Annotated in this window: 14 protein-coding genes; 2 read left to right on the top strand and 12 right to left on the bottom strand. The window is 33.6% G+C overall.

From position 1 onward, the window contains the following. Window positions 1–19: 19 nt before the first annotated feature. The 3 genes from MUA37_RS03640 to MUA37_RS03630 form a co-directional block, all read right to left on the bottom strand. Window positions 20–1,429 (bottom strand): YjiH family protein, encoded by a 1,410-nt coding sequence (locus MUA37_RS03640; protein ID WP_239441190.1) that lies wholly within the window; start codon window positions 1,427–1,429, stop codon window positions 20–22. A 307-nt stretch (window positions 1,430–1,736) separates the two neighbouring features. After that, window positions 1,737–2,801 (bottom strand): alanine racemase, encoded by a 1,065-nt coding sequence (locus tag MUA37_RS03635; RefSeq protein ID WP_238126132.1) that lies wholly within the window; start codon window positions 2,799–2,801, stop codon window positions 1,737–1,739. A gap of 1 nt (window position 2,802) precedes the next feature. After that, entirely contained in the window at window positions 2,803–4,566 is a 1,764-nt protein-coding gene (locus MUA37_RS03630) for an IucA/IucC family protein (protein ID WP_107376850.1), read from the bottom strand. Window positions 4,567–4,922: 356 nt separating this feature from the next. Here MUA37_RS03630 and MUA37_RS03625 point away from each other — a divergent pair, with 356 nt between their 5' ends. After that, window positions 4,923–6,860 (top strand): IucA/IucC family protein, encoded by a 1,938-nt coding sequence (locus MUA37_RS03625; RefSeq protein ID WP_262615772.1) that lies wholly within the window; start codon window positions 4,923–4,925, stop codon window positions 6,858–6,860. A gap of 1,174 nt (window positions 6,861–8,034) precedes the next feature. Here the strand turns inward: MUA37_RS03625 and MUA37_RS03620 are convergent. The 6 genes from MUA37_RS03620 to MUA37_RS03595 form a co-directional block, all read right to left on the bottom strand. Then, window positions 8,035–8,547: an Asp23/Gls24 family envelope stress response protein gene (locus MUA37_RS03620; protein WP_002509240.1), complete on the bottom strand. Its 513-nt coding sequence runs from the start codon at window positions 8,545–8,547 to the stop codon at window positions 8,035–8,037. A gap of 66 nt (window positions 8,548–8,613) precedes the next feature. After that, on the bottom strand, window positions 8,614–8,853 hold the full coding sequence (locus tag MUA37_RS03615) for a DUF2273 domain-containing protein (RefSeq protein ID WP_002509241.1): 240 nt from the start codon (window positions 8,851–8,853) through the stop codon (window positions 8,614–8,616). A gap of 12 nt (window positions 8,854–8,865) precedes the next feature. Then, on the bottom strand, window positions 8,866–9,402 hold the full coding sequence (gene amaP / locus MUA37_RS03610) for an alkaline shock response membrane anchor protein AmaP (protein WP_002509242.1): 537 nt from the start codon (window positions 9,400–9,402) through the stop codon (window positions 8,866–8,868). A gap of 187 nt (window positions 9,403–9,589) precedes the next feature. Then, complete coding sequence (locus tag MUA37_RS03605) at window positions 9,590–11,134, bottom strand: BCCT family transporter (RefSeq protein ID WP_262615770.1); 1,545 nt, start codon at window positions 11,132–11,134, stop codon at window positions 9,590–9,592. A gap of 224 nt (window positions 11,135–11,358) precedes the next feature. Next, window positions 11,359–12,375 (bottom strand): zinc-binding alcohol dehydrogenase family protein, encoded by a 1,017-nt coding sequence (locus MUA37_RS03600; RefSeq protein WP_002509244.1) that lies wholly within the window; start codon window positions 12,373–12,375, stop codon window positions 11,359–11,361. Window positions 12,376–12,392: 17 nt separating this feature from the next. Beyond that, window positions 12,393–13,400, bottom strand: a complete 1,008-nt coding sequence (locus MUA37_RS03595) for an NADP-dependent oxidoreductase (RefSeq protein WP_002509245.1) — start codon at window positions 13,398–13,400, stop codon at window positions 12,393–12,395. A 139-nt stretch (window positions 13,401–13,539) separates the two neighbouring features. On the opposite strand from MUA37_RS03595, the gene MUA37_RS03590 reads away from it, so the two are divergent. Then, window positions 13,540–14,538: an LLM class flavin-dependent oxidoreductase gene (locus tag MUA37_RS03590; protein ID WP_002509246.1), complete on the top strand. Its 999-nt coding sequence runs from the start codon at window positions 13,540–13,542 to the stop codon at window positions 14,536–14,538. 122 nt (window positions 14,539–14,660) lie between these two features. On the opposite strand, the gene rpsI is transcribed toward MUA37_RS03590, so the two are convergent. From rpsI to truA, 3 genes are all read right to left on the bottom strand, one after another. After that, window positions 14,661–15,053 (bottom strand): 30S ribosomal protein S9, encoded by a 393-nt coding sequence (gene rpsI, locus MUA37_RS03585; RefSeq protein WP_021458975.1) that lies wholly within the window; start codon window positions 15,051–15,053, stop codon window positions 14,661–14,663. Between the two features lie 19 nt (window positions 15,054–15,072). Then, entirely contained in the window at window positions 15,073–15,510 is a 438-nt protein-coding gene (gene rplM / locus MUA37_RS03580) for a 50S ribosomal protein L13 (RefSeq protein WP_021458974.1), read from the bottom strand. Between the two features lie 210 nt (window positions 15,511–15,720). Next, window positions 15,721–16,524: a tRNA pseudouridine(38-40) synthase TruA gene (gene truA, locus MUA37_RS03575; protein ID WP_002509249.1), complete on the bottom strand. Its 804-nt coding sequence runs from the start codon at window positions 16,522–16,524 to the stop codon at window positions 15,721–15,723.

Genomic DNA, 16,524 nt, shown 5'->3' with positions numbered 1-16,524 from the left:
TCATGGTCCTGACCTTTTGCTAGTTAAAATAGAGATGTGCCATTAAAGCAATTATAGGTAACGCTATAATAGTACGAATTAAAAAGATAATAAATAATTTAAAAATACTTACAGGAATTTTAGAACCTAATATTACGCCACCAACCTCAGATAAGTAAATAAGTTGGGTAATACTTAACGCCCCAATAACAAATAATGTGATATTATTACCAACACCTTCAATCAGGATAGATGGTAAAAACATATCAGCAAAACCGACAATAATAGTTTCTGATGCTCGTGCCGCTTCTGGTATTTGCAGTAATTCTAAGTATGGCACAAATGGTTTACCGATAATTGCAAATACTGGGGTATACGTAGCTATAATTGTGGCTAGTGTCCCAATACTCATTACTACTGGTAGAATTACAAACCACATATCTACTACAGTTTTAAAGCCCGATTTAAAAAACAAAGCAAATCCTGGTGCTTTAATTCCTTTTTCAGTAGCCATATCAAAACCATGACCAAGCGTTGTTTTTCCTTCAGGTAATTTTTCGGTTCTCATTTCTTCTGGTACTTCTTTGGAATATTCATCTTTAATTTTATTTAACGGCCATATTCTCGGCATAATGACAGCTAATACCAAACATGAAACTATCACAGTTAAGTAAAAATAGAAGAAATGACTTTGCATGTTAACAGTTTCTGCTACAACAATCGCAAACGTTAAAGATACTACACTAAAAGTTGTTGCAATTACCGTTGCCTCTCTTCTCGAATAAAACCCTTCTTGATATTGTCTACTCGTAATCAATACTCCAACTGTACCATCACCAATAAACGACGCCAGATTATCTACAGTAGACCGGCCTGGTAAAGTAAATAATGGACGCATTACTGGTCTAAAAATGGGTCCCAATAATTCTAATAGTCCATATTCCATTAATAAAGGTAAAAATAATGCCGCAAAGAAAAATATCGTTACTAGCGTTGGTAATAAACTAGAAAACACTAAACCACCAGTATCTTCAGAATAAATTACTTCGCTCCCTACTTTTAAATAAGTACACCATACAAATACTACAGCTAATATTCTAAGTAATAGCCAAACCATTTTAACGTTGAAAGCATTGTATAATAACCCTTCAGGTTTTAATTTATGTTTCAAAATCGTGGAACATAACACTGATAATATCCCAGATAGCGTAATAATAATAACAATGATAAGTGGCATCGCATCGCCAATTAACGTTTTTACTTGTCCTGCTAAATAAGCTACAGTTAAAGTAGTTTCCTTTTTACCATCTTGAGTCACGGAAATTGGTGTTAAAAATAAAATAATACCAATCAATGACATAATTATAAACTTAATACGACCTTTTATAATTTGCGATTTACTATATTGATTCACTTCATTATCACCCCTTAGGTGGTATTTTTTATGCATATAGCAAAATTCACACAGCGATTATTATAACCCATTGTGTATAAATATGTAAATGATAAGTTTTTTATACACGCGCCTTTCACCATTTGATAAATAACTTAAATAAGGTAATTCAAATAATATTGTCTTTGAATTACCTCTACTTTATATGAAAACGCTTTCAAATGCAATGTTTTATTTTATCTGTATAACTGACTAATTTCGAACCTACTCATCTATAACTCTATCGGCTATTTTTACCTTAATTTCAGCTACCTACTACTCTCAAACTCAGTTCTTTTTAATGATTATAAAAACTAAAGCATTGTTATAATTTAAAGCTGTTAAGTTGTTTGGCATTTAAACTTTGAGTCATTATTGTTATGCCATTATCCGTGATGTAATTTTTAGGTATATTTTCCATGTACATGCTTTGTGCTAAAGCATGATAGTTTAATTCAAATTCTAAGTTATCTCCGACTTGATAGTAATCACAATTCATCAAATCTATCATTAAATGATCACTTGTTGCACCTATTATTTTCACTTGTCTGTTGCGTGCTGTTAAACCATTAATTGCCGTATCTAAATAACCAATATCAACGATAGCTTGCAAATAGTGTTTCCCAGATGCCATATCAAGTCTCGGTTTAATTTCAAGAATTTCTCCTTCTAACACGATCGAATTTTGAAACAGAATAGGACTAGGCTGACTCGTTATCGTATCTACACCTCTGAATAATGTTTCCCCAATTCGTAATTCGTTTATTTTCCCTAAATCATTGTAAAACATTTGTGTCAACATACTAGAGTTACCACCAGAAATGATTTTAAAATGATATTGAGTATCAGTTTCTATTGTTTTGATAAAATGATTTATCATATCTACATCATCTTCAGATGGAGGAAGTGTATTAAAACACATAAAATTAAACGCAAGACCAACGAGACAAATATGATGTAATTTTAAAATCTCATTTATATAACTGATGACATCATACGTAAGTACACCTTCACGTGCATCTTTCCAATCTATCATTAAAAGTATTTCATGTTTTGTTCCTTCGCTTTTAGCTACTGCATTTAATGCTTTAATTGACTTCAGTTCAGTTTGAATACTTATTTTAGAAAGTTTAACAATTTCTTGTAGTTCATTTTGGCCAGGACTACGCAACATTGTATATGTAATATCTTTAGCTGTAGCTTTTTTAATATTATCAATTCGTGCATCTGCAAAGTGCGTAATACCTAATTTTTTTAACTCATTTACTATAACTTGATCTCCAGCAATACATTTAGTTACAGGTGTAAAATGTACATGATGTTCATTCAGTAATGTCAGTAAAACTTTGGCGTTATATTGAATTTTGGATAAATTAATTGTTAATTGCACTTTACTTCCACCCCTCTTCACATATAGGATTATCGATTTCAGTTGTGATATATTGTTTCACTTTATTTTCCATTCTCATGCGTAATAAAGCTTTAACTTTAATTGTGGGTGCAAATAATTGTTGACGTAATTCTGACGCATGTGGTTTATTATCATCTATTGCTGCATTGACGATTTCCGACACTATTTGAAATAACTCTGCTTCATTCACCTGTTTATATTGTCCGAAATGATGTATTAATTCAGCAAATTGATTTTGAATTACTGAATGTTGAAATTTAGCTATTACATCCACGATATTATCTGCCAACAAACTATCATTCATGACATTGATTTGTGGTGCCGTAGTTTTTAAAGTATCTAAGTCTATTCTGGATCCACCTAAATCTCTAACAATAAAGCGCATTTGAAAATCAGGTCCTAAATTAACAACCGTATTTTGCATATGTGCTTCTAGTGCTATTCCATAATCTTGAATATAAGCTATGAGCGGTGTAATCAACGCATATGCATAATGCTGTAAAAATTCGTTGATTGAGGACTGGTTTATGTCATAATTTAGCCATTCTAAGTAGCTATCAATTATGGTGTTACCATCTACTGGGTTTTTATTCACTAAACACGCCGAAACTAACGTCAAACCATTATAAGAAATGTGAGGTTTACTACGTATAATATACGACAAATGCTTAGCCTTTGCCGCTTCAGTATTTGCATATAATCCAAATGGTTCCGTAGCAACTTGGAGTAATGGATATGCTTTAGTTAACTGTTGCAATTCATAACTTACGTGTGGTCCATCGATAGTAGTAACATGCCCCACTGTACGAATAGCACTAGTTGCTTGCACTTTTATAGGTAATTTGACATGAAATGGGCGCCCTACTAGCTCCATAGTTCTGAAAGACAATGTCGCTTTAGATGGAACCTCAAATGGAGTAGGTAATAAATAGCCTTCTAGAATCCACTCCTTAAATGTGTCTACAATAACATGTTCATATTGCCATGGATGAACTAATATTACTTGGTAATCTTTTAAGTTCAATTGTTGAGATTCCAAAAATGCTTTCAAGCGATATTTGTAATCTGGCAACACCACATCCAACATATATTGTTCATGATCTTCCATGGAAGTCGCTACCGCTTTATCTTTATGGATAACCATCAGTTTTAGTGGAATAATTTGACCAAATTCAGGTGAATATAGTTTCATATCCGCTTCAGATAAGGGAAGTTTTGTTTTACTAAGCGGATGTGTAGGATGTCCTTCAATAACCAACCCCTCTGAAACAGTTAACTCGTCAACTTCACCTTGTTCAACAATGTGCTGTAACCATGCACAAAAATTTATATTTTGAGGCATACGTGAAAACTTCAGACTGTCAGCAATATTTTGCTGTCTATTGTCAAATTGTTCATAGATTAACATAAAACCTGTTCTACTAGAAATCAGCTCTGAAGTTAACTGTTGGCTAATCTTTAAATCAAAATTATCATTTAAAATTGCTAATAATTGCTCTAAATTGTCTATCTTAATTGATTGTTGTCCTCGTTTATACGTAATAAAACCACTCAACCTATATCGTTTCATAGCACTAGCCTGTGTATAACAAACTTCTAAGATTTGACCTTTATATTGAATGTATAATTTACTATCTTCGACTTGCAATTTTAAGTTGTCTGAAGCTATGTCTTCTTTAATAATGGCATTTAATATTCGATGTTGAACATTTAAATCTGCCAACTGTCTTGTTGTATATTCCATATAATAGGTGTCCTCCATTTTTACTTCCCAAATTTCACTATACATGCTGTTCATTCATTCAATAAACTAAACATAGTTATTGTAAAATACTGCTGATAATATTGTTAAAATCCATGCTAACTCGGCAATATTTAATAACATAAAATAATTAAATTACTTCGTCTAAATAGCTACGGTTTAACTTACTACATGTGATAACCACACAATATATGATAAAATTTAATAATAAAATATAACGCTAGTATAAAGGTATGGGAAAATACTCCCACACTTAATTGATAACCATTATCATTATAGATACTATTGATTGTACAAATATAAAATGCATTTGTAAAATAAATTTTTTGAGGTGGGTTATGACAAATATAAATAATTATAACGATTTAAATATACAACTTACTCCTGAAGAAGCGTCTGCTTATACTTATTTATCTACCAATGAATCACAGTGGGCTGACAAATTCAAAAGTGCTATCTCACTAAGTAGAGATAAAATAACCCAACGCTTGGTAGCATCAATGTATAGAGAGAACTTAGCAAATTGTTATAATAACAGTTCTATCAGAGAAGTTACTGACATACCTTTTACTTTGAAAACGAGTCGCTCACATGTACTACAGCTCTACTTCTCAAATTCAAATAAAGTAATAATAGCACCTATTGTGGGGATGTATGCATTTAATCGTGTAGACGTGGAAGGTCCATTTTATTTTTTAGAAGAAGATAAATTAACACGTATCACACATCCAGAGCTAATTTTAAATTGCATATTAACTGAATTACCAAAATTAGATACTAATGCAACGTTGCAATTTAAAATGGATCTTGAAAACAGTATTGCCAATTTAGCGTTAGCACTAAGTTATCAACTATATTCATTTTCACAAGTTACAGCACCGTTGTGGACATTAATTGAAAACAGTAAAGATAGTTATTTACGCTCAGAACAGTCTGTCATTGAAGGACATCCTTTACATCCAGGCGCTAAGTTACGTAAAGGGCTAACAGCAAGAGAAGCCATTCAATACTCAGCAGAATTCGATAAGCCCATTTCACTGCATTTTGCGTTATTACATAAGTCAGTGGCAAAGTCACAATCACTTACATCCGATTACAATGAAGCTTTATTTCAACGATTTCCAAACTTGCGACAATGTGTCGTCGCTGAAGTAGGACATTCTCAACTGCCAAACTATTATGTACTTGTTATACATCCATGGCAATTTGAGACAATTTTCAAATCGCAATATGATGACCTCATACAATCTAGTTTTTATATTCCTTTAAATTATCAATTAGATTATTATGCTGGTCTCTCTTTTAGAACATTAATGCCAAAAGTAGATACGACACCACATATTAAATTGGCTACCAACGTACATATTACAGGTGAAATTCGAACTTTATCTGAACAAACAACATTTAATGGACCATTAGTATCAAATATTTTAAAAGATATCATATCTCAAGATAATTTATTCAAGAATATACAAGCTTCAACTGTCGATGAAATAGCTGGTTTACATTATTACAATAGCTCTGAGCAGCAGCAAACAAAGCGTAGTGAACAAATTGCTACTTTATTTCGCGAAAATATTTATCAGCTAATCGAAAATGATAGTACCCCAATAGTGCCTTCTAGTTTAGTTAGTTGTCATGTTTATAATAGTGAAACTCCTTTAGAAACATTAATCACGCGTTATTATGACAATTACGCTTTTGACTCTATAGAAACAGCAGCTATAGCTTGGTTAACACATTATAGTAAAACACTTTGCGACTTAGTAATACCTTTAGTAGCCAAATATGGAATAGCTCTAGAAGCACATTTACAAAATGCTATTATTTCAATTGATAACACTGGTGCATTACACCATATTTATATTCGTGATTTTGAAGGATTACGCATTGATACTCAACAATTAAATGCTATGGGATACAGTACAAAAAACTTTCATCAAAAATCACTAATCTTATCCTCAAATGCACAAACAGTGTTGAACAAAGCCTTTTATTCAACCGTTCAAAATCATATCGGAGAGCTTATACTGACAGCAGTAAAAATTTGGGATGCCCCTCATATAGAAAATATAATCTGGTCAAATGTCAGAACTTTAATTGAACAAAAACTAGATGAAGTTGCACAATCAATGGATAATAGTAACAGAATTAATAACTTTAAAGAAATTCTGTTTGCTCCGACTATTGACTATAAATGTGTTACAACTATGCGTTTAGTTGATGAAGCGGATTATTACACCTATGTAAAAGTTAATAATCCACTACATAAATAAAAACAATCGTCGTTGCACATTAAACTATCAACACAACAATTGTGTAATTCCCTCTCTATAAGTCCACACTGTTAGCTTCTAACAAAAAAGGGAGTGGGACAGAAATCTGATTTTGAAAAAATGATTTCGTTGTCCCACCCCGGCAAGGATGACTAGCATTGAAACAAGCTTGGTTTGAAGCGCATTTTCAATGCAGTCAGCTACTGCCAATATGAAAAAGGGTTTCGACAAAAACATGAAGTGGGATAGAAATCTGATTTTGAAAAAATGATTTCGTTGTCCCACCCCGGCAAGGATGACTAGCATTGAAACAAGCTTGGTTTGAAGCGCATTTTCAATGCAGTCAGCTACTGCCCATATGAAAAAGGGTTTCGACTAAAACATGAAGTGGGACAGAAATCTGATTTTGAAAAAATGATTTCGTTGTCCCACCCCGGCAAGGATGACTAGCATTGAAACAAGCTTGGTTTGAAGCGCATTTTCAATGCAGTCAGCTACTGCCCATATGAAAAAGGGTTTCGACTAAAACATGAAGTGGGACAGAAATCTGATTTTGAAAAAATGATTTCGTCGTCCCACCCCGGCAAGGATGACTAGCATTGAAACAAGCTCGGTTTGAAGCGCATTTTCAATGCAGTCAGCTACTGCCCATATGAAAAAGGTTTCGACTAAAACATGGAGTGGGACAGAAATCTGATTTTGAAAAAATGATTTCGTCGTCCCACCCCGGCAAGGATGACTAGCGTTGAAAAAAGCTCGGTTTGAAGCGCATTTTCAATGCAGTCAGCTACTGCCAATATGAAAAGAGACTAGGACGAATCAATGTCGTCCAAGCCTCCATACCGTAGAAAAATTCTTTGCATTAATTTGCGAAAGGTTTGTTTATTTTCTATTTATATAGTTTTGTCAAAATAGTAGTGCTTTTTCGTATATTTACGTTAGTAGGAGATAATGTCGACCTATCGAATCATCTGATACATATATAACCTATATCCTGTTGACAGTGATTTATGCCGACTCCTGTGGGTAAAGCACTAGCCGAAGACTACAGGCTGAGGCAGTGCCCACGGAAAGCGTGCATAAAAACTGCCAATATACCAAACAGTCAGCTACTACCAATATGAAAAGAGGTTGGAACAAATCAATATTGTTCCAACCTCTTATTTACTATTAATTATTGTAAGCCTTTGTCTTGGCTATTGCTTGAACTTTGACTTTTTTCATTTTTTTGTGACCATTCTTTTTTAGTCATTACATCTTCAACATGCATATTAACTTCCACAACGTCTAAACCTGTAATGTATTTAACTTGTTCTTTCACTAATTCAGTCACTTTGCGGAAGATTTTTGGTGCTGATTCACCATATTCTACGATAACTTTTAAATCAACTGCAGCTTGTTTTTCACCGACTTCAACGCTTACACCACGTGTTACGTTACCACTATTATTTCCAAATGAATTAGAAATACTGTCGACGAATCCGCCTTTCATTTCTAAAATACCATTAACTTCACGAGCTGCAATACCAGCAATTTTTTCAATTACTTCATCTGAGAAAGTTAATTTGTTTGAGAATTCTGGTTCTTGTTTGTCTTGTTGCTGTTGTTGTTGTAATTCTTGTTCTTTTTCATTTACACCTGTTTGGTTGTCATAAGCTTGTTTAGCTTTATTGTTATCTACTGCCATATTTATTTCTCCTTTTTTTATGAAATTAATCATTTATTATTATTGCTTCCGATGAAGACTATAGCTTTAACTCCACCGGTTAAGGAAGTTTAAGAAATCTTGCTTACGGTCTTTAGTATACCCGATACCAATACCGATTAAACACAATATAATAATTAATATAGTTTTCCAAAAGCCGAGTGTTAAAAATAATATTGCGATAATTAAGAAGGCTAGAAAACCGATAATACGCCATTTAAATGTTTTGAAAAAATCCACTACTACTTGTGTTGAATCTTGTTCATTTTGATTGTTATTGTTAGTCATGATTACCCTCCCTTACAACACGCGTTGACCTGAAGATTTTTGATCTCTAACGTTAACTTCTAATTTTTTAACTGGAATTTCTGTAAAGTGTTCAACATTTTGTTTAATGTCTTCTCTCACTTGTTCAGTTAAACTACCAACTTGTACGTCACCTGGTACAAAGAAATCTGCTTTGATTGTTATATGCGGATTTTTCTTTTTATTATAAAGCTTTGCGACTACATTCGGTTGTCTAATTTCGTCATATTTCACTACTGTGTCATAAGCCGATTTTTCAACTGCTTTACGGGAGACATAAATATGTCCATCTGCGTAATTTTTATATAAGCCTGGCTTTCTGTGTGTCGGTTTAAATAAGCTAAATACTAAAATCAAACCTATTAAAATTAGAAAGGCTGCTAACCCAATCAATGTAGGTTTAAACCAACTATATTGTAATAAGTAATCTTGATATTTTGTTATTCTAGAATCGTCAAGGTACATAAACAATAAGAAACCAACAATGACGACAATTAAGAGCCCTAAAATAAAGTTTTTTAGTCTTTTCACCCGTATGACACCTCCTATGCATTTTTATTATGTACAAGTACAACGAGCCATACAGAAGTATTACCCCGTTTGTTAATCTTAAAAACGTTATTTTATTTTTTTTATTACAATTTTCTTTTAAACATGTACTAGTAGATAAAATTTCGTCATATATAATAACTTAGCTATCAAATTGTACCTGTCTTATTTAATCTTCTTTCATTTTTAATTCCTGATGTTTCGACTGAGCTAACTTAAACTGTTGATTTCTCGGCTTTTCAATCGCTAAAGATTTAAATAACGACCATATCATTAATATAATTACTATTGAAAATGGTAGTGCAGCAATAATCAGTAAATTTTGTATGGATTGAGTACCACCTGTATAAATCATGATCATTGCAAACAGCGCTAAAATTACTCCCCAACTTACTTTGACAAAACTTGTAGGATTAATATGTCCTTTCGAGCTGAGCATTCCTAACACATAGGTAGCTGAATCAGCTGAAGTAACAAAGAAAATCATGATAACTACTAATGTTATTAAACTTAATATAAATCCTAACGGATAATGTTCTAATGTAGCAAAAGTAGCCGTTTCAGTTGCATACTTAGCTATATCTGCTATACCATGCTGCTGCAAATAAATAGCTGATGTGCCAAATACTGCAAAGAATATGAAACAAACAAGTGCCGGTACGAATAACACACCTAAGATAAATTCTTTGATAGTTCTACCGCGTGAAACACGTGCAATAAAGATACCAACAAATGGTGCCCATGAAATCCACCATGCCCAGTAGAAAATAGTCCAATTTTGTAGCCATTGGAATTTCTCTCCACCAGATTGTGGAATACGTAAACTCATTTTGAAAAAGTTGGCAATGTAATCTCCCAAGCCATTAGTGAAAGTATTTAAAATACTCAATGTTGGTCCTACACAGAATAAGGCAACTAATACGACAAAAGCTAATGCCATATTAATATTACTAAGGCTTTTAATTCCTTTATTTATACCTGACCACGCTGACCAAGTAAATAAGATAGTAGCAATAATTATAATAACAACTTGAACACCAAAATTAGATGGTATATTGAATAAAAAGTTTAAACCTTCGTTAATTTGTAAAGCTCCAAAACCTAATGTAGCTGCCACTCCAGTAACTGTCGCAATAATGGCCAGTACATCTATCGCTTGTCCTAGAGGACCACGCATAGTTTTTTCGCCAAACAATGGCATTAAAGTTGCACTAACAAGACCGGGATAACCTTTGTGAAAACTAAAATAAGCAAATATTAAAGCCACAATCCCGTACACAGCCCAAGCATGAATACCCCAATGAAAAAATGAAAATTGCATTGCTTCATTGATAGCTGTTTGTGTTCCTGCTTTATGTATTGGTGTCATAGTGAAAGCATGACTTATAGGTTCTGCAGTAGTCCAAAAGACTAAACCAATACCCATACCAGCACTAAATAACATCGCAAACCATGATTTTAGTGAGAATTCAGGATCTTCCCCTTCTTTTCCTAAAGTAATACTGGCATATCTAGAAAATAATAAATAAATACAAACTATTAAAATAAATAATACTAATAGTAAATAGTACCAGCCAAAATTAACTGCTATAAAGGAAGTAATATTTTGAGTTATAGTTTCCAGTGTTTTTGGCCATATTGCACCGTATATTACAAATCCAGTACAGATAAGTAATGCAATCCAAAATACTCCCGTAATTGATTTCTTTCGCATAATTCATTCACTCCGTTTAATTGATATATAACTTATACCCTACGACATGCAAATTATACATTTAATGCATGTTTAACTAATAAAAATGGCGAACATAACAATCTATAATTGGAATAGATTGTTATGTTCGCCTTCATATTTTAGCAAAGCTTATAAATTGTGTAACTTTATATAATTGTATTCACTTGATACATTAATTCTTGTGTTTACTATTAGTTGTTAGTTCAATCATTTGTTAAGTTAATAACTAATTTTCCAATCATCTGATTAGACTCTAATAGTTCATGTGCAGAATAAAGTGATTCTGCCGTTAAACCTTCAATAACTTTATTTGTGGTAGGTTGGTAGATTCCTGCTTCAAAGTTAGCAGTAACATCATTTAAATAACGATGATGCATAATCATATCATCCATTTTATGCAAAGGTCTTGAATACATATATTCATGTGTAAAAGTCACACTTTTATTTTTTAATAAGTTTAAATCTTGTTTGTCATTAAATGCTACAATAGTAGCAATTTTTCCACGTGGTTTGACTAAATCAATCATAACTTCGTAATACATGTCAGTACTAAATGTACAAAATACAAAATCTACTTCTGCTAACTCATTTGATTTAAACGCTGCTCTCAAATCTTCTTTATGGTTAAGTACTATGTCAGCACCCATTTGTTGCGACCATTCTACTGTCGCATCACGAGAAGCAGTTGTAATAACGTAGAGTCCATACTGTTTAGCAATTTGTGTAGCAATACTGCCTACTCCACCAGCTCCATTGATAATAAGTATAGACTTCCCTACATTATCTTCAGCAATATGGGAAATACCGAATACATCAAATAAAGTTTCTGACGCTGTTAACGCAGTTAATGGAATGCCTGCAGCTTCTGTATTGGATAAATTTTGAGGTTTCAAAGCAACAAGCTGCTCATTAACAAGTTGATATTCTTGATTCGAACCTTGACAGTCTGGTGAGCCTGAATAATACACGGTGTCACCAATATCAAACAGTGTTACATTATCACCTATGGCCTCTATTGTACCAACACAATCATAGCCTAGAATCCTTGGTCCGTTTTGTACCGGGGATTGTCTAATTTTAGTATCAACAGGATTCACACTAATCGCTTCGACACGAACCAGTAATTCTTTATCATGTGGTTGAGGTGTATCAATATCTAATTCGTAAAAATGATTTCCTTCTTCTAATGAAAAAGCACGATCTGCAACTATTGCTTTCATGTTATGTCATTTCCTTTCTATTCGAGATCTTTTACACGTACAACTTGTTTACCAAAATTATCACCAGTAAATAAATTTCTAAATGCTTGTGGTAAATGCTCAAAGCCATCCATAATTGATGTTTTACTTTTAATTTTATCTTCTGTTACCCATTGTGCAAGTTCTTTACTAGCATTTGCAAAATCATCTGCATAATTTGCAACAATGAAACCTTGCATTAGTGCTTGTGATTTAATTAATATCGGCTGAATTCTAGGACCATGATCTATTTCTACGTCATTATATCCTGAAATTGCTCCACAGACAGGGATACGTGCAAATTGATTTAAATGCTTCAATACTTCATCAGCGACATGGCCACCAACATTTTCGAAGTATACGTCTACACCATCTGGCACAGCATCTGCTAATAATGAGGCATATTGTGAATCTTTATAATCAACGGCTGCGTCAAATCCTAATTCTGTAACGAGATAATCAGTTTTTTCCTTACCACCCGCTATACCAACAACACGTGCACCTTTTAATTTGGCAATTTGACCTACTACAGAGCCGACTGCACCAGACGCCGCAGAAACAACTACAGTTTCACCTGCTTTAGGTTGCCCAATTTTTAATAAACCATGATACGCCGTTTGACCTGTCATACCTAAAACACTTAAATATAAATGTAGAGGTATGTCAGTTTGAGTTACTTTAGTTACATCATCAGGTTGAATATTAACAGCTGTTTGCCACGGTAAACGGCCGACTACAATGTCACCATTACTAAACCCTTGTGCTTTACTCTTTATTACTCGAGCGACAATATGACCATTTAAAGGTTTATTTACTTCAAATGGCTGTACATAAGACTTACCTTCATTCATTCGCCCTCTCATATAAGGATCTACAGAAATATAAATTGCTTCAACTTGTATTTCTCCGTCACTAGGGTCTGCTAAATCCACGGTTTCATATTTAAACACATCGTCCGTAGGTACACCTTGAGGTCTTTTGGCTAATAGAATTTGTTCAGCTTTCATAATTTATCGCCTCCGTATAAAAATAATATTTCAAGTTAATTCTATATTTACTTCTTACTGGAATCAATCAAAGTGATTAATTAATTAGTGAATGTTATGATAATCGTATTATTATGGTCAATATGGAGGAACGTGTGGGATGAAATTAAGTATTTTAGATTATGTGCCAATTTTTGAGGGCGAAAATGCCACATCTGCATTAAATCATACTATTGCCTTAGCTAAAGTTGCTGAACAGTATCATTATCATCGCTATTGGATTGCAGAGCATCACCAAGTATTTTCGGTTGCTTCGAGTGCTCCTGAAATGATTATGATGTCACTGTTAGAAAATACAACATCAATTAATATAGGTAGTGGCGGTGTTATGTTGCCACATTATAGTGCATATAAAGTAGCAGAACAATTTAAAACAATGGAAGCTAGACACCCCGGTCGTGTTGACTTAGGTATAGGACGTTCACCGAGTTTTCCAAACGTTAACGCTGCATTAAACGAAAACAAAACAGCAACTGTAAATTACGAGCAACAACTCATCGATTTATCGACATATTTTAATGATGACATAAACACACACAATCGTTTTCACGCATTGTATGCTACACCTATGATTAGTACACAACCTTCAATGTATTTACTTTCTACTAGTGTAGATAGTGCAAAATTAGCTGCTAAACAAGGCTTACCTCTAGTAGTAGCATTGATGGGACAACCGACAACGAAAATTAAACAAATGATTCAAACTTACAAGCAAGAATACTTGCAATATCGTCACGAACAACCACCTTATGTCATCGTTGCTACTTTTGTCATTACAGCTGATACTCAAGAACAAGTCTCCGCTTTAGAGCAGCCTTTTCATTTATGGTTATTACGGATAAATTATTTAGATCAACCTACTGTTTATCCTTCTATTGACTTTACTGTCAATCGTGGTTTTTCTGCACGTGAATATCAAAAATTCGAACAAAATAAACGTCGAGTCATAGCTGATACCCCTAATAATGTTAGACAGCGATTGTCATCATTAGCTACAGAATATAACGCTGATGAAATTATGATACTTCCCCATGTATATGGAACAAATAATCGTATTCGTTTAGTTGAACTTTTAGGACAATTAAATGATGACAACTAAGTAATATATTTAAAAGAACTAGCCAGAAATTTGGGGTTAGTTCTTTTATTTTATTCAGAGTGAAATTAAAACATAAAAAAAGCACTTCCCAATTGGGAAGTGCTTTGAAATGACACCAATAATTAACGTTTTGAGAATTGTGGTGAACGACGTGCTTTTTTAAGACCTGGTTTTTTACGTTCTTTCATACGTGGGTCACGTGTAAGTAATCCAGCACGTTTTAATGAAGATCTGTATTCAGGATCTGCTTCTAATAATGCACGAGAGATTCCGTGACGGATAGCTTGTGCTTGTCCAGTGAATCCTCCACCGTGAACATTTACTAATACATCGTAGTTACCTTTTGTTTCTGTAACGTCGAATGCTTGGTTAATGTCTAAAATCAATGATTCAAATGGTAAGTAGTCACGTACGTCACGACCATTAACTGTCATGTTACCTTCACCTGGTACTAAACGTACACGTGCTACTGAGTTTTTACGACGGCCTGTGCCTTTATATTCAACTTGTGCCAATGTAATTTCCTCCTTCTAATTAACCACGTAACTCGTAGTTTTCTGGTTGTTGTGCAGCGTGTGGATGTTCAGCGCCACCATATACAAATAATTTTTTGCCTTGTTTTTCGCCTAAACGAGTGCTTGGTAACATACCTTTAATTGAAGTTTCAAGTAAACGTTCTGGATTTTTTTCTCTTAATTCACCAGCAGTAACTGATTTGATACCGCCTGGGTGATTTGAGTGACGATAGTAAACTTTGTCTTGTGCTTTGTTTCCAGTGAATTGGATTTTACCAGCATTGATGATGATTACATAATCACCTGTATCAACGTGTGGTGTGTAAGTTGCTTTATTTTTACCGCGTAAGATAGTTGCTACTTCTGAAGATAAACGACCTAATGTTTGTCCTTCAGCATCAATAACATACCATTTGCGCTCAATGTTTGCTTCATTAGCCATAAATGTTTGACGCATAATAATTGTCCTCCTAAGAAATAAATGTTTCGTCTTTTGTTAGTACATAATTTGTTACGATGTAAAGCTGAGATTTCATTTATTTGTTAACTGTTGTTCTACCTGCTTATATATCTAGTAACACAATAAGTTTCCGGGGCTTATCGTGGGGTGATATAAAACAATACCGTTAGTAATCTTATAATTTTTATGTCTATTTGTCAATCTAATTTAGTCATTTTGTAATGATTTTTTTCTGTGAATTGTTATGTCATTTCCAAAATCTTCTAATAGTGTTGCTTCTGACAAATAAACATGCTCTAAATAAAGTCCTTCTGCAGGTGCAGTAAATGGCACTTCATTTCTATCTTTAGATTCGAGCAAGCGGGGAACATCTTCAGGCTGCCGTTTGCCTTTACCTACTTCAATTAAAAATGCCACCAATACTCTAACCATATTATATAAAAAACCTGATCCGGTAACGACATAGTCAAAACCATCTGAGTTAGCTATAATTTCACTTTGATATAAAGTTCTAACTTTACTTTCTACTTCTGTTTTTTGGGAACAAAATCCTGTAAAATCATGTGTGCCAACAAAAGCTTGTGCAGCTTGATTCATTTTAGTTAAATCTAACTGGACATTTACGTGCGTTTTTAAGCCACTTTGGAATGGATCACGCTGTGAAGTTTGATACACTTTATAACGATACGACTTTCCTAAACAGTCATATCTACAATGAAATTCATCATCCACAACAGTTACATCATGCACAAGTATATCATCTGGTAAGGCACTATTCATAGCATATTTCCACTTTTCTGGTGCAATATTTAACTCCGTATCAAAATGAAAATATTGTTCTAACGCATGGACACCTCTATCAGTCCTACTTGTCGGGTGAATACGAACATGTCGCTTATGCATGCGTTTTAAGATTTTTTCAAATTGTTGCTGCACAGTTCTACCTGATTGCTGAATTTGAAAACCCATAAACTGTGTTCCTAAATATGAAATTTTAACTAATATACGCAT

This window comes from Staphylococcus arlettae (assembly GCF_025560845.1).
Taxonomy (GTDB): Bacteria; Bacillota; Bacilli; order Staphylococcales; family Staphylococcaceae; genus Staphylococcus; species Staphylococcus arlettae.
The sequence above is the reverse complement of the archived record's forward strand: the minus strand, read 5'-3'. Positions and strand labels throughout refer to the sequence as shown.

Bases quoted from the DNA above. Each gene is read 5' to 3' on its own strand.
- MUA37_RS03640 (WP_239441190.1), bottom strand. From the start codon at position 1,429: ATGCATAAAAAATACCACCTAAGGGGTGATAATGAAGTGAATCAATAT.
- MUA37_RS03630 (WP_107376850.1), bottom strand. From the start codon at position 4,566: ATGGAATATACAACAAGACAGTTGGCAGATTTAAATGTTCAACATCGA.
- MUA37_RS03625 (WP_262615772.1), top strand. From the start codon at position 4,923: ATGACAAATATAAATAATTATAACGATTTAAATATACAACTTACTCCT.
- MUA37_RS03620 (WP_002509240.1), bottom strand. From the start codon at position 8,547: ATGGCAGTAGATAACAATAAAGCTAAACAAGCTTATGACAACCAAACA.
- MUA37_RS03615 (WP_002509241.1), bottom strand. From the start codon at position 8,853: ATGACTAACAATAACAATCAAAATGAACAAGATTCAACACAAGTAGTA.
- MUA37_RS03605 (WP_262615770.1), bottom strand. From the start codon at position 11,134: ATGCGAAAGAAATCAATTACGGGAGTATTTTGGATTGCATTACTTATC.
- MUA37_RS03600 (WP_002509244.1), bottom strand. From the start codon at position 12,375: ATGAAAGCAATAGTTGCAGATCGTGCTTTTTCATTAGAAGAAGGAAAT.
- MUA37_RS03595 (WP_002509245.1), bottom strand. From the start codon at position 13,400: ATGAAAGCTGAACAAATTCTATTAGCCAAAAGACCTCAAGGTGTACCT.
- MUA37_RS03590 (WP_002509246.1), top strand. From the start codon at position 13,540: ATGAAATTAAGTATTTTAGATTATGTGCCAATTTTTGAGGGCGAAAAT.
- rplM (WP_021458974.1), bottom strand. From the start codon at position 15,510: ATGCGTCAAACATTTATGGCTAATGAAGCAAACATTGAGCGCAAATGG.
- truA (WP_002509249.1), bottom strand. From the start codon at position 16,524: ATGCGTATATTAGTTAAAATTTCATATTTAGGAACACAGTTTATGGGT.